We start from the raw sequence: 18,275 nt of genomic DNA on the forward strand, positions 1-18,275 counted from the left end.
TCTCGAGCTCGATCAGGTCCTCGGCGCGTCCAAGGCAAGGTTCAGTTCTAGCACATTGACGCGCGGCTCGCCTACGACCCCGAACAGACGGCCCTGCGTTGCCCTGTCGATGAGCGCGCCCACATCGGCTTCCGGAAGTCCGCGCGCTTTCGCAACCCGGGCGATCTGGACCCTGGCGAATTCGGGCGAGATATGCGGGTCGAGACCCGATGCGGAAGCCATGCCGGCATCGGCGGGGATCGCACTCCCCATGCCTGCGGCGCGAAGCCTCTCGATATCGGCCCTGACACGCTCCTTCAGCTTGCCGGAAGTCGTCCCGAGATTGGAACCGCTCGAAGCGCCGGCATTGTAGGGCTCGGGGCCGGTCGCCGAAGGACGCGGCCAGAAATATTTCTCCGAGGCGAAATTCTGGCCGATGAGTTGCGATCCGACGAGGACGCTGCCCTTGCGGACGAGGCTGCCATTCGCCTCTGCCGGCATCAGCGCCTGCGCCACGCCGGTGATCAGCAGCGGATAGCCAAGCCCGGTAATGAGGGTTAGCGCGAAGGTCAGGACGAGGGCGGGACGGAGTTGGTTGAGCATGATCACACCAGGTTGAGGTTCGAGACGGCAAGGTCGATCAGCTTGATCCCAGCGAAAGGCAGGAGCAGGCCGCCGAGGCCGTATGCGAGGAGATTGCCGCGAAGCAGGGCTGCCGCGCCGACGGGACGGTACCTGACGCCTTTCAATGCCAGCGGAATGAGCGCCACGATGATCAGCGCGTTGAAGATGACGGCCGACAGGATAGCCGACTGCGGTGACGCCAAGCCCATAATGTTAAGCGCGCCGAGCGCCGGATAGGTGGTGACGAAGAGCGCCGGGATGATGGCGAAGTATTTCGCCACGTCGTTGGCGATCGAGAAGGTCGTGAGAGACCCGCGCGTCATCAGCAATTGCTTGCCGATCTCGACGATCTCGATCAGCTTGGTCGGGCTCGAGTCGAGGTCCACCATGTTGGCCGCTTCGCGGGCGGCTTGCGTGCCGGTCTGCATGGCGACGCCCACATCCGCCTGGGCGAGCGCCGGCGCATCGTTGGTGCCGTCGCCGCACATGGCGATCAGCCGGCCGCCCTTCTGTTCCTTGCGGATATAGGCGAGCTTGTCTTCCGGAGTCGCTTCGGCGAGGAAATCGTCGACGCCGGCCTCCGAGGCGATTGCCGCGGCAGTGATCGGGTTGTCACCGGTCACCATTACCGTGCGGATCCCCATGGCGCGCAATTCGGAGAAGCGCTCCTTGATTCCGGGTTTCACGATGTCCTTCAGGTGGATCACGCCGAGCAGCCGGTTGCCGTCGGCGACGGCGAGCGGCGTGCCGCCGGTTCGGGCGACCCGGTCGACCGCCTGCCGGAATTCCTGGGGGGTATTGCTGTCGGACAGGCCGGCAAATCTCAGAACCGAGTCGACCGCGCCCTTGCGCAGCCGACGGCCGCCGTGATCGACGCCGGACAACCGGATTTCAGCGGCAAAGGGCACGATCGCATCTATCCCGGCCTCGGACGCCCGGCGCCCGAACTCGCCGGTGGCGAGCGCCACGATGGAGCGGCCCTCCGGCGTCTCGTCGGCAAGGCTTGCGAGGAGCGCCGCATCGGCGAGCTCCTCCACGGTTACGCCCGGCACGGGCAGGAAATCGCTTGCCATGCGGTTGCCGAAGGTGATCGTCCCGGTCTTGTCGAGGAGCAGCGTGTCAACGTCCCCCGCAGCCTCGACGGCGCGGCCGGAGGTGGCGATCACGTTGAAGCGAACCAGCCGGTCCATGCCGGCGATGCCGATCGCCGAAAGCAATCCGCCGATGGTCGTCGGGATCAGCGTGACAAGCAGGGCGGAAAGCACGGTCACCGAAAGCACGGTCGCCGAATAGGCGGCAAGCCCCCAGAGCGTCACCACGGCAATCAGGAAGATCAGCGTCAATCCGGAAAGCAGGATCGACAGCGCGATCTCGTTCGGCGTCTTCTGCCGCTGCGCCCCCTCGATGAGCGCGATCATGCGATCGACGAAGGTCGAACCCGGGGCGGTCGTGATGCGGACTTTGATCCAATCCGAAAGCACCTCGGTACCGCCGGTGACGGCGGAGCGATCGCCGCCCGCCTCGCGGATCACCGGGGCCGATTCGCCCGTTATCGCGCTCTCGTTGACCGAGGCGACCCCTTCGACGACCTCGCCGTCGCCCGGGATCAATTCGCCGGCCTCTACGAGGACGAGATCCCCGACCTTCAGCATGGTGGCGGGGGTTTCCTTGGTCTCCCGACCCTCGGGGGCGACAAGCTTGCGGGCGCTGAGCTCCGATTTGGTACGGCGGAGGAAGTCGGCCTGCGCCTTGCCGCGCCCCTCGGCAACGGCTTCGGCGAAGGTGGCGAAGAGAACGGTAAACCATAGCCAGGCGGCGATCTGGCCCGAGAAGAGCAGGCTGCCGCCGTCGGTTGCCACATCGAGAACGAAGAAGAGGGTCACCAACGCCGCCACGGCTTCGGTGACGAAGATCACCGGATTGCGCACGAGCTGGCGCGGATCAAGCTTGACGAAAGCGGCTCTCGCTGCCGGGAAGAGTATCTTCGGGTCGAAGAGGTTCGGGGTCTTGGGTTTGTTTGACATGCCTGGTTCCTTCAGAAGGTCTGGCCGGAGAGCATGGCGAAATGCTCGACGATCGGACCGAGCGCGAGCGCCGGCAAGAACTGCAGCCCGCCGAGAATGAGGATGATACCGATCAGGAGACCGACGAAGAGGGGCGTATCGGTCGGGAACGTACCCTTGGATGCCGAGGCGCGCGTCTTGGCGGCGATCGAGCCGGCGATGGCAAGCACCGGCACGGCATAGGCGAAGCGGCCGAGCAGCATCGCAAAGCCAAGCGTCGTATTGTACCAGAGCGTGTTGCCCGAAAGCCCGCCGAAGGCCGAGCCGTTGTTGCCGCCGGCCGACGTATAGGCATAGAGGATTTCCGAGAGCCCGTGCGGCCCGGGCGTACCGATGCTGGCGACGGCCGAGGGCGTGACGGCTGAAATCGCCGTGAAGCCGAGGATTGCAGCCGGCAGAATGAGCACGGCGAGCATCGCGTATTTCATCTCGCGCGCTTCGATCTTCTTGCCGAGCAGCTCAGGAGTGCGGCCGACCATAAGACCAGCGACGAAAACCGCGAGGATCGCGAAGACAATCATGCCGTAGAGGCCCGAGCCGACGCCGCCGGGCAGGACCTCGCCGAGCTGCATGAGGAACATCGGAACGAGACCGCCGAGGCCGGTGAACGAGCCGTGCATGCCGTTGACGCCGCCATCCGAAAGCCCGGTCGTAACCGTCGCGTAAAGCGCAGTCATCGCCTGGCCGAAGCGGACTTCCTTGCCTTCCATGTTGCCGAGAGCCGGGTCGAGACCGAGCTGCGACAGGACCGGATTTCCCCCCGCTTCGGCCCAATAGACGACCCCGACACCGATGATCAGAAATGCATAGGTGACGGCGATGAAGGCCCAGCCCTGCCGCCGGTTGCCGACGAGTTGCCCGAATGTGTAGAGCAGCGCCGCCGAAACCGACAGCATCGCGAAGATATTAAGATAATTGGAAAGCGCAGTCGGATTTTCGAACGGATGTGCGGCATTCACGTTGAAGAAGCCGCCCCCGTTGGTGCCGAGCTGCTTTATCGCTTCCTGGCTGGCAACCGGGCCCAGAGCGATGGTCTGCTTCACCCCCTCGAGGGTCGTGGCCTCCACCGAGGCGCGGAACGTCTGCGGCAGGCCCATCGCCACGAAGGCGACCGCCACCAGCACGGCAAGCGGCAGGAGGACGTAGAGTGTCGAACGGGTGAGATCGACCCAGAAGTTGCCGATCGTCGGCACGGCTGAGCGGGCGAAGGAGCGGGTAACGGCAAGCGCGATCGAAATGCCGGTGGCGGCCGAAACGAAGTTCTGCACGGTCAGCCCCATCATTTGGCTGAAGTGACTGAGCGTCGTCTCCCCGCCGTAATTCTGCCAATTGGTGTTGGTGACGAAACTGACGGCGGTGTTGAAGGCGAGGTCCGGTGGCACGTTGCCGAAGCCCTGCGGGTTCAAGGGCAACCATGTCTGAAGTCTCAGGAACGCGTAGAGCAGCGCAAAGCCCGCAATGCTTAAAGCGAGCATCGAGAGCGTGTAGGCGAGCCAGCCCTGCTCCCGTGCCGGATCGATGCCGGCGGCACCATAAAGACCACGCTCCACCGGTGCGAGAATCGGCGAAAGGACATTGCGTTCGCCGGAAAGAACCGCAGCCATGTAAAGCCCCAGCGGCTTAACGACGACGAGGACGGCGAGAAAAAGGAGGCTGATCTGCAGCCATCCGATGACAGACATGAGAAGTCTCCGTGGGGTGAAGGAGCGCTCGAGCAATTCCAGGAAAAACGCGCAGCGGTTCTCCGTGCGGAGTTGCGGCAAAATGAAAGGTTGGAGCGTTTCCGCGGTTCTGAGAAAAGCGGAAACGCTCTAGAAGCGTTCCGGCCGGACAAGCGTCACGATCAGATAGACCGCGAGCGCGACGGCGACGACGAGCCCGATCAAAGCCTCGGCCATCGGACCCTCCTAAAGCCGGCTCAGGGCGCGCGCATAAAGCGCGAGCGCGGCAAGGCCGCCAATACCGGCGGCAAGGAAAAGAAAATCGGACATGGGTACTCTCCAGATTGATCCAAGATCCGGATGATGCGCCCGCGCCGCGTCAATTATCGATTGGGATGGTTTGGCGACCACATAAAGAAAAGATAAGGAATTCGGGCGAGCGTGGGACCTTCTCGACGCTGCGCCGGAAGCGCCGGTTATCGCCACCGCCGTATATGATCGATCAAAGCTCGCATCTTTGGCGTCATGTTGCGGCGCTGAGGGAAATAAAGAAAGAAACCGGGGAACGGCGGCAGGAAATCCTGCAGCAACGGAACAAGTTCACCGGTTTCCACGAACGGGCGGAAGGTTTCTTCCGTTGCGAAGGTGATCCCGGCCCCGCAGAGTGCTGAGCGGAGCATGAAGCGCAGGTCATTGGTGGTAATCTGAGGCTCGACCGCAACGTCGAAGGGCACACCATTCTCCTCGAATTCCCACCTGTAGGGCGCGACATTCGGCGCTCGCCGCCAGCCTATGCAGCGATGATGGACCAGCTCCCGCGGGTGCGCCGGCGTGCCGCGGACTGCGAGATAGGTGGGGGCAGCAACGGCCAGCTCGCGCTGATCGCCCGTCAGCGGCACCGCGATCATATCCTGCTCGATCACCTCGCCAAGCCTGACGCCCGCGTCGAAACCGGCGGCCACGATGTCGAACTCCTCGTCCGTGACGGTAACGTCTATCGCCACCTTCGGATGGGCCTGAGCAAAGGAAGCGATGAGCGGACCGGAAAGGAATTGTTCGGCGATAGAGGTGACGGCGATCCGTAAGAGACCTCGGGGCTCATCCTCACCCGCTACCCGATCTAGCGCCGTCCCAATGTCCGACAAGGGCTGCGACAAAGCCTCGCGCAGACGCTCCCCCGCTTCGGTCAGGCGAACTGAACGCGTCGTGCGGGTGACGAGCGTCGTGCCAAAGGCATCTTCGAGCCGCCGAATTCCTTGGCTGACAGCCGAGCGGGTCACACCGAGTCGATCGGCGGCAGCACGGAAGTTGTCCTCCTCCGCGACAGCCAGGAAGAGCGGCAGAAGGTTCATATCTATCTTCATTGTATAGCACTGCTAACCATCGAGTTCACTGAGCGATGGATACCGGCGACAGTCATTAAAGTCCATCTTCTCCGTGCAAATCAAAGGACGGAGTACAACATGGACAAGGTCATTCTGATCACCGGCGCCTCCGGCGGCATCGGCGAGGGCATCGCTCGAGAGCTTGGCGTCGCCGGTGCGAAAATATTGTTGGGTGCACGCCGCCTGGCTCGTATCGAGGCCATTGCCACGGAGATTCGAGACGCAGGAGGTACCGCCCTGGCGCAGGTGCTGGACGTGACCGACCGTCACTCCATGGCAGCCTTTGCGCAGGCCGCGGTCGACACTTGGGGACACATCGACGTCCTGGTGAACAATGCCGGCGTCATGCCGCTCTCGCCGCTTGCCGCAGTTAAGGTGGACGAGTGGGAGCGCATGATCGACGTGAACATCAAGGGCGTGCTTTGGGGCATCGGGGCCGTATTGCCAATCATGGAGGCACAGCGTAGCGGGCAGATCATCAATATCGGCTCGATCGGAGCGCTGTCGGTCGTACCCACAGCCGCGGTATATTGCGCAACGAAGTTCGCAGTCCGCGCGATCTCTGACGGACTGCGCCAGGAGAGTACCAATATCCGCGTCACCTGCGTCAATCCCGGCGTCGTCGAAAGCGAACTTGCTGGAACCATCACCCACGAGGAGACCATGGCGGCGATGGACACCTATCGCGCCATCGCGCTTCAGCCTGCCGACATCGCCCGTGCGGTCCGGCAGGTGATCGAGGCCCGCAGAGCGTGGACACCACCGAGATCACGATCAGACCGACCGCATCGGGCAATTGACCCGGCGCGAACCGATCTCGGGGCTTTTTCCCGCGTCCCGACGAAAGGAATATTCCATGATCTTTTCCTTATTGCCAGATCGCCTCGCCGGCGGCGTCCGCAAGCTGCTGATCGCTTCGACGGCTATGGGCAGCATGGGACCGGCGCATGCCGATACCATCCTGCCGCCGATATCGAGACGCAGAATAGAACCACGGTGCGCGCGGCATTCGAGAAATGGCGAGCAGGCGGCAACATCTTTGCAGAGCTTCTCGCGCCAGATGTCGTCTGGACAATCCACGGTTCCGCTCCCGTGGCCGGCACTTACCGTGGCGTCGAGGATTTTGTCGAGCGGGCCTCAGCTCCCCTGATCAGCCGTCTCGTAACCCCTCTGGTGCCAAGGGTGCATCATATCTGGGCCGATGGAGACACGGTCATCGTCCGGTTCGACGGATCGGCAACCACGACTTCGGGAGCGCCTTACAGAAATAAGTTCGTCTGGATATTCCCGATGAAGAACGGAGCGGTGGTCGAGGCCGAAGCTTTTCTCGATCTCGCCACCTATCACGCGGTTGTCGACAACAACGAGCCGCGTTCCCAATGACCGCTGGTCGGGGGCGGAACCGAAATGTCTGTTTCGGCCCTGCGCAGCCGCAGCATAATCCCGCAATCACCGATCACGAGGAGATCGCCGTGCAGCGTACCTTTGCGACCTTGATGACCGCCGCACTCCTAAGCCAATCCGTAAAAGCCGAGGAAGCCGAAATGCAGGCCAATCACCCCTATGTCGGCCTTTGGGTCACAGAAGACGGTTACATCCGCCATGAGCTCCTGCCGAATGGTCGCTATATCGAGGCCCGCGGTACGCGTGAGCGCGCCTATGAGGGACGCTACCAAGTGATGGGCACGCATATCGATTATTGGGACGATACCGGCTTTACCGCGGATGGAGATTTTATCGACGGCGTTCTGCATCACGCCGGTATGATCTTCTATCGCGGGCGCCGGACGGGGAAACCATGAGCACTGCAGGATGTTGAGAATTCAGGCGTATCCCACCCAGCCCCTGAAGGTCATAGCCGCATAGAACAAGCGAACATCCGAGAAGCCCGCCTTGCGAAGCACCGCCTCGTCCTCCTCTGGCGAGAGAACCGATAACTTCGTGGCGATCGCCTGTCTTGCACTTTCAGCTTCGCCGGAGGCTGTTCCGCCGAACGCGACGTGGCGGGCGATCCAGGTCGAGCGCTCAGGTTCCGATTGCGGGAAACTAATGTGCGCGACGACGAACGGAGCGCCCGGCACCAAACGGTGACGAATCTGTTCGAGTGTGTCGAGACGTTGAGCGCGACCAACAAAGTGGAGCGTGAGCAGGCAGACAGCCGCGTCGAACGGCCCCTCCGGTGCGGCGCCTATGTAGCCCTGCTGCAGATGGACACGCGGCAAATGGGGTCCCACCGTCTGTTCTGCGACACGAAGCATGTCCGCCGACGGGTCAATGCCGCAAAAACTCCAATCTGAATTCTCGTCGGCGAGAGCTTTGAGCTCCATACCGCCGCCGGCGCCGAGCACCAAAACCCGCGCTTGCACCGGCGCACGTTCCGCGACCAACATCGACGTCATGCGATGGAGAGCGGCCAACCCCGGTACTTTCCTCGACGTCCCTTCGACATACGAACTGGCATGCGCCGCGGTAAAAGCTGGACCATTGACGCTGGGAAATCTCATTCTGCGGTCACTCTCACTCATGTAACAAACTATGTTACATGATGCCCATTTCGTCAAGTCGCGTCTTCTAGGAAGGCGCCTGCTTCAACACCGCCATTCATGAACTCCGTTCATAGGCCTTATCGGCATCGGGACGGTAGTCACACGCGCTACCCGCCCTAACTCACTTGTGAACGCGCCTGCCGGATCATTTCTCGGGCTTGGTTGTTGCGCATTCGCGGCTCACGGCCGCTTGGTCCCAATGCATGTCGCCAGAGGTGTGCAGCGGTTTTTGCGACTACGGCATGCACAACAAGACCTAAAGCGCGGCGTATAAATCCTATGGATGCGACGCGCTTTAGACCTTTCGTCATCAAGACATGGAGTTGGATATGCAAAGTCCTGGCGCACTTGAAATCTCGCGGCGCGACCTGCTCGCCGCCTCGGCCGCTACCGTGACGGTGGTGAGCGCACACTCGCTCGGTCACGCGCAGACCAAAGCCTCCACCGCACCCCAGAGCACGAAGGTCACATTCATGGTGAACGACGAACGCCGGGAGCTTCAGCTCGATAACCGAACGACGCTTCTCGACGCGCTGCGCGAGCATCTGCATTTGACGGGTACCAAGAAGGGGTGCGACCACGGTCAGTGCGGAGCGTGCACGGTTCTCATTGAAGGCCGCCGCGTCAACGCGTGCCTGACGCTCGCCATCATGCACGAGGGCGACAGCATCACCACGCTCGAAGGCTTGGGGCAGCCGGAGAACCTCCATCCGATGCAGGCCGCCTTTGTCAAACACGACGGGTTCCAGTGTGGCTACTGCACGCCCGGCCAGATCTGTTCCTCCGTTGCAATGCTCGATGAAATCAAGGCCAATATTCCAAGCCATGTGACAGTGGATCTCACGGCGCCGGCCGAAATCACGCCCGCCGAGATCCGCGAGCGCATGAGCGGCAATATCTGTCGTTGCGGCGCCTATTCGAACATCGTCGAAGCCATCACAGAAGTCGCTGGGAGGAAGGCATGAGAGCTTTCAGTTACGAGCGCGTCTCGTCGATCGAAGCGGCGGCGCGGGCCGCGGCCGCCACAGATGGCGCGAAATTCATCGCCGGCGGCACCAATCTCCTGGACCTCATGAAGCTGGAGATCGAGACGCCGACACATCTCGTAGATGTCAACGGACTGGGTCTGGACAGGATCGAAGCTACGCGGGAAGGGGGTCTGCGTATCGGCGCCCTGGTCCGCAATACGGATCTTGCCGCAGACGAACGGGTCCGCCGTGATTACGCTCTTCTGTCGCGCGCCCTGCTCGCGGGGGCATCGGGACAGTTGCGCAACAGGGCGTCGACCGCGGGCAATTTGCTTCAACGCACCCGCTGTCCGTATTTCTACGATACCAACCAGCCGTGCAATAAGAGACAACCGGGCAGCGGCTGTTCGGCTCTCGCTGGCTTCAGTCGCCAGCTTGCGGTGGTTGGCGTCAGCGATGCCTGCATTGCCAGCCACCCGAGCGACATGGCGGTCGCCATGCGCGCCCTCGACGCCGTCGTGGAGACCGTGCGAGCCGACGGCACGACGCGCAGCATCCCGATGGGAGATCTTCATCGCCTTCCCGGTGACACGCCGCATATCGAACATGTCCTTGAGCGAGGCGAGTTGATCACCGCGGTCGTCCTGCCGAAGCCGGCTGGCGGCAAGCAGATCTATCGCAAAGTTCGTGACCGGGCCTCCTACGCCTTTGCGCTCGTCTCCGTCGGCGCCGTCGTGCAGCCGGATGGGACTGGCCGCGTCGCGGTTGGCGGTATCGCGCCGAAACCATGGCGTGACGAGGCGGCCGAAAAGGAGCTGGCGAACGGAGCAAAGGCGGTGGCGGCAATGCTTCTTGCCGGTGCCCGCCCGACGGAACAGAACGCCTTCAAGCTCACGCTTGTCGAACGCGCGCTGAGCGCGGTTCTTGTCGAAGCGAAGGGATGAGATGATGAGATTCGACACACCAGCAACGACGAACCCGATTGATCAGGGCAAGGTAATCGGCAAGCCCATCGCCCGCATCGACGGTCCGCTCAAGACCACCGGCAAAGCAATTTATGCCTATGAGTGGCATGATCCGAATACCCGCTATGCCTATGGCTATATCGTCGGTTCGGCAATCGCCAAGGGCCGGATCAGGTCGATGGATGTCGCGGCCGCGAGGAATGCTCCCGGCGTGATAGCGGTAGTCACCTCCGATGGCGTGGGGGAACTGAAGAAGGGCAAATATAACACCGCCAAGCTCTTCGGCGGCACCGAAATTCAGCACTACCACCAGGCGGTTGCCGTCGTGGTCGCTGAAACATTCGAGGAGGCCCGCGCCGCCGCCGCGCTCGTCAAGGTCGATTATGCCGAGGAAAGAGGCGCCTTCGATCTGGCCGCGGCGAAGGACAGCGCTGTCAAGCCGGAAGGCGGCGGAGACTCCGGGGCGGGCGACTTTGATGCCGCCTTCGAAGCAGCCCCCGTCAAGTTGGACCAGGTCTATACCACCCCGGACCAGTCGCATGCCATGATGGAGCCGCACGCTTCCATCGCCGCGTGGAACGGCGACGACCTGACGGTCTGGACATCGAGCCAGATGATCGACTGGTGGCGGACTGACCTCGCGACGACGCTTGGGATCGACAAGGACAAGGTGCATCTCATGTCGCCGTTCATTGGTGGAGGCTTCGGGGTGAAGCTGTTCCTGCGCGCGGATGCGGTGTTGGCGGCGCTTGCCGCGCGTGAAGCAAAGCGCCCCGTAAAGGTTGCCCTCCCCCGCCCCTTCCTGATGAACAACACCACACATCGCCCGGCGACGATCCAGAGGATAAGGATCGGTGCAGGGCGCGACGGCAAGATCACGGCGATCGCGCATGAAAGCTGGTCCGGGGACCTCCCGGGCGGTGGTCCCGAAGTGGCCGTCCAGCAGACTCGCCTGCTTTATGCCGGCGAGAACCGGATGACAGCCATGCGGCTTGCGACACTCGATCTTCCAGAAGGAAACGCGATGCGCGCTCCCGGCGAGGCGCCCGGCATGATGGCGCTGGAGATCGCGATCGACGAAATGGCCGAAAGGTTGGCTCTCGATCCCGTCGAATTCCGGATCATCAACGACACCCAGGTCGATCCGGAGAATCCCGAACGGCCCTTCTCGCACCGCAATCTCGTCGGCTGCCTGCGCACCGGCGCGGAGCGCTTCGGCTGGCGAGAGCGGAGCAAGCAACCTGGCGCTCGGCGCGAAGGAAATTGGCTGATCGGCATGGGAGTGGCCGCGGCCTTCCGCAACAATCTTGTGCTGAACTCCGGCGCCCGCGTCCGGCTCGACCGCGAGGGCATCGTCACGGTCGAGACCGATATGACCGATATCGGCACGGGCAGTTACACGATCATCGCCCAGACGGCGGCCGAAATGCTCGGTGTCCCAATCGAGAAGGTCGCCGTCAGCCTGGGAGATTCGCGCTTCCCTGTTTCCTCGGGCTCGGGCGGGCAGTTCGGAGGAAACTGCTCCACAGCCGGCGTATACGCGGCCTGCGCCAAGCTGCGGGAAGCCGTGGCGCAGAAGCTCGGTTTCAACAGCGCCGACGACCCGATCTTCGCAGAAGGTGAAGTCCGGTCGGGAGACCGGCGCATGCCGCTTGCGCAAGCTGCCGGCGATGAGGGGCTCGTGGCGGAGGACCAGATAGAATTTGGTGACCTCACCAAGACCCATCAGCAATCCACCTTCGGCGCTCATTTCGTCGAGGTCGCGGTCGATGTCGCAACAGGAGAGACACGGATCCGGCGAATGCTGGCGGTCTGCGCCGCTGGCAGGATACTCAATCCGATCACCGCACGCAGCCAGGTGATCGGTGCGATGACAATGGGCGTGGGCGGCGCCCTGTCGGAGGAGCTCGTCGTCGACAAGGAGCGCGGCTTCTTCGTCAATCACGATCTCGCCGCTTACGAGGTGCCGGTGCACGCCGACATTCCGCATCAGGAGGTCGTCTTCCTCGACGAGACCGATCCGATGTCCTCGCCGATCAAGGCCAAAGGTATCGCCGAGCTCGGAATCTGCGGCGTCGCGGCAGCTGTGGCGAACGCTATCTACAATGCCACCGCCATAAGGGTACGGGAGTATCCCATCACGCTCGACAAGCTGATCAACGAGCTTCCGGAAATCAGCTAAAACAGCTATCGTCCGAGGACGCGTGGTGCTCGTCTCCGCACGTCCTCGGCAACCCAATTGGAGTGGCGGTCATCCACATCAATTTCGAGCAACTTTACGGCTAAGAAGGCGATGGAGGTTCGGATAGAATAGACAGCGCTATAGCGAGCGCAAATGAATGCCCGCCGGCGGAGGGCCAGGACGATGACAAGAGCGATGGGACACTTGCCCCCTTCCCCCGGCGGCCGCGTGCGCAAAATCATCCATATCGACATGGACGCATTTTATGCTTCGGTCGAGCAGCGCGACAATCCGGAGCTTCGAGGCAAACCGGTCGCAGTCGGTTATCCGGAGGCGCGCGGGGTGGTGGCGGCCGCAAGCTACGAGGCGCGCAAATTCGGCGTTCACTCGGCTATGCCCTCGGTGACGGCCAAGCGCAAATGTCCGGAGCTGATCTTCGTTCCGCACCGCTTCGACGTCTACCGGGCCGTGTCGCGGCAAATCCAGGCGATCTTCGCCGAATACACGCCGTTGGTCGAACCATTGTCGCTGGACGAGGCCTATCTCGACGTCACCGAGAACTTCAGGGGACTGAAGCTCGCAACCGAGATCGCGGAAGAGATCCGCGGCAGGATCAGGGCCGAGACGCACCTCACCGCGTCCGCCGGCGTCTCCTACAACAAGTTCCTTGCGAAGATGGCGTCGGATCAGCGCAAGCCCGATGGGCTGTTCGTCATCACGCCGAAGCACGGTCCAGACTTCGTGCAGGCGCTTCCTGTCAAAAAGTTTCACGGCGTCGGACCGGCAACGGCCGAGAAGATGAAAAGGCTTGGGATCGAAACCGGCGCCGATCTCAAATCCCGTGATCTCGCCTTCCTTCAGCAGCATTTCGGCAAGTCGGGGCCGTATTTCTACTGGATCGCCCGCGGCATTGACGAGCGTGAGGTCAAGCCCGACCGCATCCGAAAATCGATCGGCGCCGAGGATACGTTTCGGGAGGATGTTCATGATCTTGAGACGGCCCGCGCGGGCCTCAAGCCTCTGATCGACAAGGTCTGGCACTATTGTGAAGCCAGCGGCATTCGCGGCAAGACCATGACACTGAAGGTGAAGTGGGCAGATTTCACGCAGATCACCAGAAGCAAGACCATCGTCGCGCCGATAGCGAGCGTCGCAGAAATGAGCGAAATCGCGGAGCTGCTCCTGTCACCAATCTTTCCAGTCCCAAAAGGCATTCGATTGCTCGGGGTCACGCTCTCGTCTCTCGATACGGTGGACGATCGGAGCGAGCCGCAGCTCGCCCTGGCGCTGTGACGCAGTCTTCGGGCTGACCAGAAATGAAAAAGCCTGCCGCGGGAGGAGGTGCGGCAGGCTTTTCCAAAAGAACCGATCAGCATTCCGGGAGGAGGAGTAGCGCTGATCCCGCAAGCGAGCTCGGGAGGAGGAAAGGTCGCTCGCATATCGAAGCTCTGCGGGAGGAGGTGCATCGCTTCGATGAATTGACTATACAACAGTCTCGCTCCGATCGTAGAGCGGAATTCGCAACCCAGCCATGCAGCATGCGCGAGGCGAAGCTCGTGCCCGAGAGCGTTTTCGGCGGCCTGCCGCTGCAAAGTAAAAATAAAATCCTGAATGACCGAGCAGGAAACTTTATCGGTATCCGTGAGAAAAATACCAAGAATATGGGAGGTCGGCACTCTAGTAATATCCGGAGACGTTAAAAAAATTCGCGTTGATTTTCTAGGTTTTCATCAGGAATTCCTGGATAAACTTGGTTTCGCCATATTTATGCCCCAACAATTATACCGTACTCATTGAGGGGCGTGGCTCTAAGGTCCTACGATAAACTCTCGGTAATCGATCTAATCCTCAACGGCGCAAGAGTTGGCGAAAGCTCTCTCTGCTGCTGAGGTACTAAAGTATGGCGGCACTTATTCGTGCTGCCGTGGAGCCCAACAAGCTCCGCAAGTCCTGACCGAATCTTGCGAATGTCGCTTCCGAAGGAAGCGAGAGGTCCGGACGGAGAACCGTTACGACACCTTTCCTGGGGTGCTCTAACCGTTTTGGGTCCCAGACAGCTCACCGGGAGGAGACAAGTCATGAAATCTTATGTTGAAGGCTTCGGATACCAATTCAATCCAGTCGACTTCGCGATCAGGTCGACGCCAGCAGTCTGTATTGGAATGATTGTCTTTATTACCCTCTACGACGTGTTCTGGTAAAGGAACTTAGCGGAGTGCGTCCGCATCTCCAGCGACCTGAAACCGCACGCACTTTCCCTCATCCCGCTCTAGCCTGAGCCACGCCTGAAATAGCTAGGAACGGACGGTGAACATGGCGGAATGATACCCCGCCAATAACCCCTCCGCGGCAGCGACGGCATGGTATAATGTCGGCTCGTTACAACACCTCGAACATCGTTACCCAGGTTCAACCATCGTTGCAGGAACTGCTGCATCGCTGGCTCGTTCTCACTTTGTGTAAAGTGGAGTACGTTCGAATGACTGGATGGAATTATCAGGAACCGGAACATCACGCCTCAACGGGACTGCCCGTAAGTATTCTGCTTTTGTCGGTCCTCGGAATATCAGCCTACCTGCTGGTCGGGGGCTCCTTGAGTGGTGGAGATCGCGTCGGTTCCAAAGTCTATCTGCCTGTCGCGCAAACACAGGATCGTTGAGGAAAGTTGGTCGGACCTGATCGCGCGGGCAGGCCGGAAACGCCGGCTGCCGCCGAATGAGCAGGCAGGCAACTATTCCCTAGGCTTATCCGTGAATGACTGCTCAGCTAGTAGGCGATTCCCAACCCAACCGGATGTGCTGGGACTACGAGGCCTACCGGAGAGTTGCTAGATACGGCAACGAACCTGGAAAAAAGCTTCATGCGTCTCGTCATATTATTTATAGTCGCCTCAATTATCAGCATACTTGCTTTCAAGTACGTCAATAATTCCTTGTGGAATGCACCTATAGCTGCAACAGCCGAAGAACTGTCTGAAGGTTAGCAGACCATCGCGGTTTCAGTCACAGACACCCAAGGATTTTCGCGAGATTTTGTGACCCATTTATGCGAAAGTCGCATTGCGTCACGCAAGCAAGGCGGCGGCAACATGTCTCGATCCAGGATTTGCAAGGGATGCTGGGAGCAGATGCGTATTCCCGTGCCCCTGCGCGGACCGGCTTCCATTCCCTTCCGTGCCTTTGGAATCCGCCCGAGCCGGATGAACCCTAACACCTGCACGGTCTGCGAACTCATGTTCACACGGGTGATGAAGGCCCGCAAGATCACTGTTGACGTGTCCGTCCTTTTTGCAGATCTGCGAGGCTATACCGCGCTTTCGCAGTCACTCTCGGCCGATACTGTTTCGTCGCTGCTGGACGATTTCTACGATGAATGTTCCGCGGCGATTTGGGAGTTCGACGGCCTTCTTAACAAGACGGTCGGGGACGCGATCATGGCGATCTTCAACTTTCCGATCCCCCACCAGGATCACGCCGAGCGGGCGGTGCTCGCCGCGCGGGAGATCCAGCGCCGATGCCAATTGCGCCGTGAGCTTCGCCTCGCGGAAGGTGCCGGCCTAGACGGAGGTGAGCTCGGTGTCGGCATCGGCATCGACACCGGTGAAGCCAGCTTCGGAGAGTTCGGCCGATCGCACCGCGATCTGACTGCTATCGGAACGGTTGTGAATACGGCCGCGCGGGCCCAATCCGCCGCCGAGGCGGGGCGAATCCTCGTGACCAGGGCCGTTTGCGAGCGCGCGCAGAGCCAAACGGCGGCAAGCGAGGGCCGGGAATACCGCCTCAAGGGCTTTGAGAAGCCGATTGAGCTTTATGCCATCTGAGAAACCGGTGTTCAGAGAAACCCGGTAAGTTCGAGCGTCTGATAGCCGGCCAAAAGCGTAATCAAAGATCCGACGAGCCGCAGGAGAGTTTTCTCCTTCAGTGCCTTGACCACCCACCCTGCAAAAGGCGCCGCCACCACACCCCCCGTAATCAGCCCGCCAATGGATGTAAGATGATCGCGGAAATCGCCAGCCTGTTCCCAGTGACCGGTTAGAACCGTGGCCAGGAAGCTCAGAGACACTGAAAGTGCGATCAGAAACTCGCTCGCATTGACCGTCCCGATCACGAAGCGCGGCTGTCCACCGGCGCCGAGCAGACCGGTGGTCGCGACGGGGCCCCATCCGCCGCCACCAGCGGCATCCAGGAACCCCGCGGTTGCGCCGAGCGGTGCCACGATCCTCAGCTTGACCGGGTTTGTGGGAATGCGATGAAAGGAGCGGTAAAGCAGCCAGGCTCCAATCACTGCAAGATAGGCCGTGACGAAAGGCTTGACCTGATCGCCGTCAAACGAGGTCACTACGAAGGCACCCAGCATTCCACCGGCGATGCCAAAGGGAATGAGGCGCCAGAACAGCTTCCAATCGATGTTGCGGTGATAGAGATGGGCCGATCCGGAAGCGGCAGTGGTGAACAATTCCGCCGCATGGGCTGACGCCGACGCCTGGGCCGGCGGCACGCCGAAGGCAAGAAGCACCGTGGAGCAGATGACGCCGTAGGCCATGCCGAGAGCGCCATCGATCACCTGCGCGAGAAAGCCGACCAATGCGAACAGGATGAAATCTTCCATGGACAGCTCCGGGTTAGGGGGCTCGACCGCCCCCGCACAAGGAAGCCTCACATGTGCCTTGGCACACGGAGGCTTCCTTGGGCGCTTCTGTCTTATTGCTCCTTCGCAAGCTGGAAAACGAACGCACGTCGGGCTTGTTCCGCGAAGGCAATACGACGCCTGTCGCGCTCACGCGGCAGAAATGAAACTTCTGCGAGATAACTCAGCATGTGTTCCGTTGCCGCTTTTCTACTCATCCGGGCTGCTTGACAAAACTTTGTACAAAATAAAGATTCTACCAATCGGTAAAAAGGGGAACACCATCCATGACAAGAGATTTGATGATGAGCCGGCGCAATGTGCTTGCGTCGGGCTTGGTGCTTGGCGTGAGCGCCTTGGCGCCCGCCGTGCGCGCCAGCGCGCCGATCAAGGTTGCTGGTGTCCACGCCTCCCCGGTCGAGAACGCCTGGAACTCGGTCCTGCACAAGGCGCTGCAGGATGCGGCCGCCGAAGGCGTGATCGAGTATGTCTTCTCCGAAGGTATTTCGGGCACGGATTATCCCCGCGCAATGCGCGAATATGCCGAGCAGGGTGCAAAGCTCATCATCGGCGAAGCCTATGCCGTCGAAAAGCAGGCCCGCGAAGTCGCCGCCGACTATCCGGAGACCGCCTTCGTTCTCGGTTCGAGCGGCAAGGAATCGGGCGACAACTTCGGCGTTTTCGGCACTTGGAACCACGACGGCGCCTACCTCGCCGGCATGCTCGCCGGCAAGATGACGAAGTCGAACGTCGTCGGCTCCGTCGGCGCCATGCCGATCCCGGAAGTCAACATGCTGATCAATGCCTTCGCTGCGGGCGTGAAGGCCGTCAATCCCGACGCCAAGCACCTCGTCACCTTCATCGGTACCTTCTTCGACCCGCCGAAGGCGCGCGAAGCGGGCCTCGCCCAGATCGACGCCGGTGCCGACATCCTCTTCGGCGAGCGCATCGGCACCGCCGACGCCGCGAAGGAACGCGGGCTCAAATCCGTGGGTTCGCTGATCGACTACACGCCGCGCTATCCCGACACGGTCTTCGCCAACGCGCTCTGGGGCTTCCGCCCGATCCTCAATGCCGCAATTGCGGACGTGTCCGCCGGCAAGCCGGTCGGCAAGGACTACACAGCCTTCGGCCTGCTCAAGGAAGGCGGCAGCGACGTTGCCTATGTCAAGGGCGTCGCCCCGGCGGATGCCGAAGCGGCCATGGAAGCCAAGCGCGCCGAGATCAAGTCCGGCGCCTTCGAGGTTCCGCGCATCACTGACGAGCCTAAGTAACC

The 18,275-nt window shown here is 61.3% G+C and carries 15 protein-coding genes and 1 pseudogene; 10 read left to right on the plus strand and 6 right to left on the minus strand.

Annotated features, from left to right (window positions below; genetic code table 11):
- Positions 1-12: 12 nt before the first annotated feature.
- Genes kdpC through kdpA form a run of 3 tightly spaced genes read right to left on the minus strand, consistent with a single transcriptional unit; the run spans position 13 to position 4,348 of the window.
- Positions 13-582 carry a potassium-transporting ATPase subunit KdpC gene (gene kdpC, locus PZL22_RS28000; RefSeq protein ID WP_127700946.1) on the minus strand — a complete coding sequence of 190 codons (570 nt, stop codon included), beginning with the start codon at positions 580-582 and terminating at the stop codon, positions 13-15.
- Between the two features lie 2 nt (positions 583-584).
- Positions 585-2,627, minus strand: coding sequence for a potassium-transporting ATPase subunit KdpB (kdpB, locus tag PZL22_RS28005; RefSeq protein WP_127700944.1), 2,043 nt, complete (start codon positions 2,625-2,627; stop codon positions 585-587).
- Between the two features lie 11 nt (positions 2,628-2,638).
- The gene (gene kdpA, locus PZL22_RS28010) at positions 2,639-4,348 is read right to left on the minus strand and encodes a potassium-transporting ATPase subunit KdpA (protein WP_127700942.1); all 1,710 of its coding nucleotides are present in this window, start codon (positions 4,346-4,348) and stop codon (positions 2,639-2,641) included.
- Positions 4,349-4,438: 90 nt separating this feature from the next.
- On the opposite strand from kdpA, the gene PZL22_RS28015 reads away from it, so the two are divergent.
- Entirely contained in the window at positions 4,439-4,675 is a 237-nt protein-coding gene (locus tag PZL22_RS28015) for a hypothetical protein (protein ID WP_234836230.1), read from the plus strand.
- 128 nt (positions 4,676-4,803) lie between these two features.
- Here PZL22_RS28015 and PZL22_RS28020 read toward each other — a convergent pair whose 3' ends face one another.
- The gene (locus tag PZL22_RS28020; protein ID WP_017277340.1) at positions 4,804-5,691 is read right to left on the minus strand and encodes a LysR family transcriptional regulator; all 888 of its coding nucleotides are present in this window, start codon (positions 5,689-5,691) and stop codon (positions 4,804-4,806) included.
- A gap of 99 nt (positions 5,692-5,790) precedes the next feature.
- Here PZL22_RS28020 and PZL22_RS28025 point away from each other — a divergent pair.
- The 3 genes and pseudogenes from PZL22_RS28025 to PZL22_RS28035 all read left to right on the plus strand — a co-directional run bounded on the left by PZL22_RS28025 (position 5,791) and on the right by PZL22_RS28035 (position 7,514).
- Positions 5,791-6,512: pseudogene (locus PZL22_RS28025) on the plus strand (SDR family oxidoreductase).
- A 196-nt stretch (positions 6,513-6,708) separates the two neighbouring features.
- Positions 6,709-7,095: a nuclear transport factor 2 family protein gene (locus PZL22_RS28030; protein ID WP_234842989.1), complete on the plus strand. Its 387-nt coding sequence runs from the start codon at positions 6,709-6,711 to the stop codon at positions 7,093-7,095.
- A complete protein-coding gene (locus tag PZL22_RS28035; RefSeq protein WP_017277342.1) occupies positions 7,092-7,514 on the plus strand; it encodes an Atu4866 domain-containing protein in 423 nt (140 codons plus the stop codon). The genes PZL22_RS28030 and PZL22_RS28035 overlap by 4 nt, the downstream gene beginning before the upstream one ends.
- 21 nt (positions 7,515-7,535) lie before the next feature.
- On the opposite strand, the gene PZL22_RS28040 is transcribed toward PZL22_RS28035, so the two are convergent.
- Positions 7,536-8,216 carry a class I SAM-dependent methyltransferase gene (locus tag PZL22_RS28040; protein ID WP_017277343.1) on the minus strand — a complete coding sequence of 227 codons (681 nt, stop codon included), beginning with the start codon at positions 8,214-8,216 and terminating at the stop codon, positions 7,536-7,538.
- A 359-nt stretch (positions 8,217-8,575) separates the two neighbouring features.
- Here PZL22_RS28040 and paoA point away from each other — a divergent pair, with 359 nt between their 5' ends.
- The 5 genes from paoA (at position 8,576) to PZL22_RS28065 (ending at position 16,193) form a co-directional block, all read left to right on the plus strand.
- Positions 8,576-9,223, plus strand: a complete 648-nt coding sequence (gene paoA / locus PZL22_RS28045) for an aldehyde dehydrogenase iron-sulfur subunit PaoA (protein ID WP_127666616.1) — start codon at positions 8,576-8,578, stop codon at positions 9,221-9,223.
- The gene (locus PZL22_RS28050) at positions 9,220-10,170 is read left to right on the plus strand and encodes an FAD binding domain-containing protein (protein ID WP_127700940.1); all 951 of its coding nucleotides are present in this window, start codon (positions 9,220-9,222) and stop codon (positions 10,168-10,170) included. The genes paoA and PZL22_RS28050 overlap by 4 nt, the downstream gene beginning before the upstream one ends.
- A gap of 4 nt (positions 10,171-10,174) precedes the next feature.
- A complete protein-coding gene (gene paoC / locus PZL22_RS28055) occupies positions 10,175-12,373 on the plus strand; it encodes an aldehyde oxidoreductase molybdenum-binding subunit PaoC (RefSeq protein WP_127700938.1) in 2,199 nt (732 codons plus the stop codon).
- Positions 12,374-12,556: 183 nt separating this feature from the next.
- Positions 12,557-13,666, plus strand: coding sequence for a DNA polymerase IV (gene dinB, locus PZL22_RS28060; RefSeq protein WP_027992052.1), 1,110 nt, complete (start codon positions 12,557-12,559; stop codon positions 13,664-13,666).
- Between the two features lie 1,795 nt (positions 13,667-15,461).
- Positions 15,462-16,193: an adenylate/guanylate cyclase domain-containing protein gene (locus PZL22_RS28065; RefSeq protein ID WP_164843033.1), complete on the plus strand. Its 732-nt coding sequence runs from the start codon at positions 15,462-15,464 to the stop codon at positions 16,191-16,193.
- Between the two features lie 11 nt (positions 16,194-16,204).
- Here the strand turns inward: PZL22_RS28065 and PZL22_RS28070 are convergent, their stop codons facing one another.
- Positions 16,205-16,981 (minus strand): sulfite exporter TauE/SafE family protein, encoded by a 777-nt coding sequence (locus tag PZL22_RS28070; RefSeq protein ID WP_017277348.1) that lies wholly within the window; start codon positions 16,979-16,981, stop codon positions 16,205-16,207.
- 305 nt (positions 16,982-17,286) lie between these two features.
- On the opposite strand from PZL22_RS28070, the gene PZL22_RS28075 reads away from it, so the two are divergent.
- A complete protein-coding gene (locus PZL22_RS28075) occupies positions 17,287-18,273 on the plus strand; it encodes a BMP family protein (protein ID WP_010968221.1) in 987 nt (328 codons plus the stop codon).
- Positions 18,274-18,275 lie beyond the last annotated feature (2 nt).

The organism is Ensifer meliloti (assembly GCF_030064585.1).
GTDB lineage: Bacteria > Pseudomonadota > Alphaproteobacteria > Rhizobiales > Rhizobiaceae > Sinorhizobium > Sinorhizobium meliloti.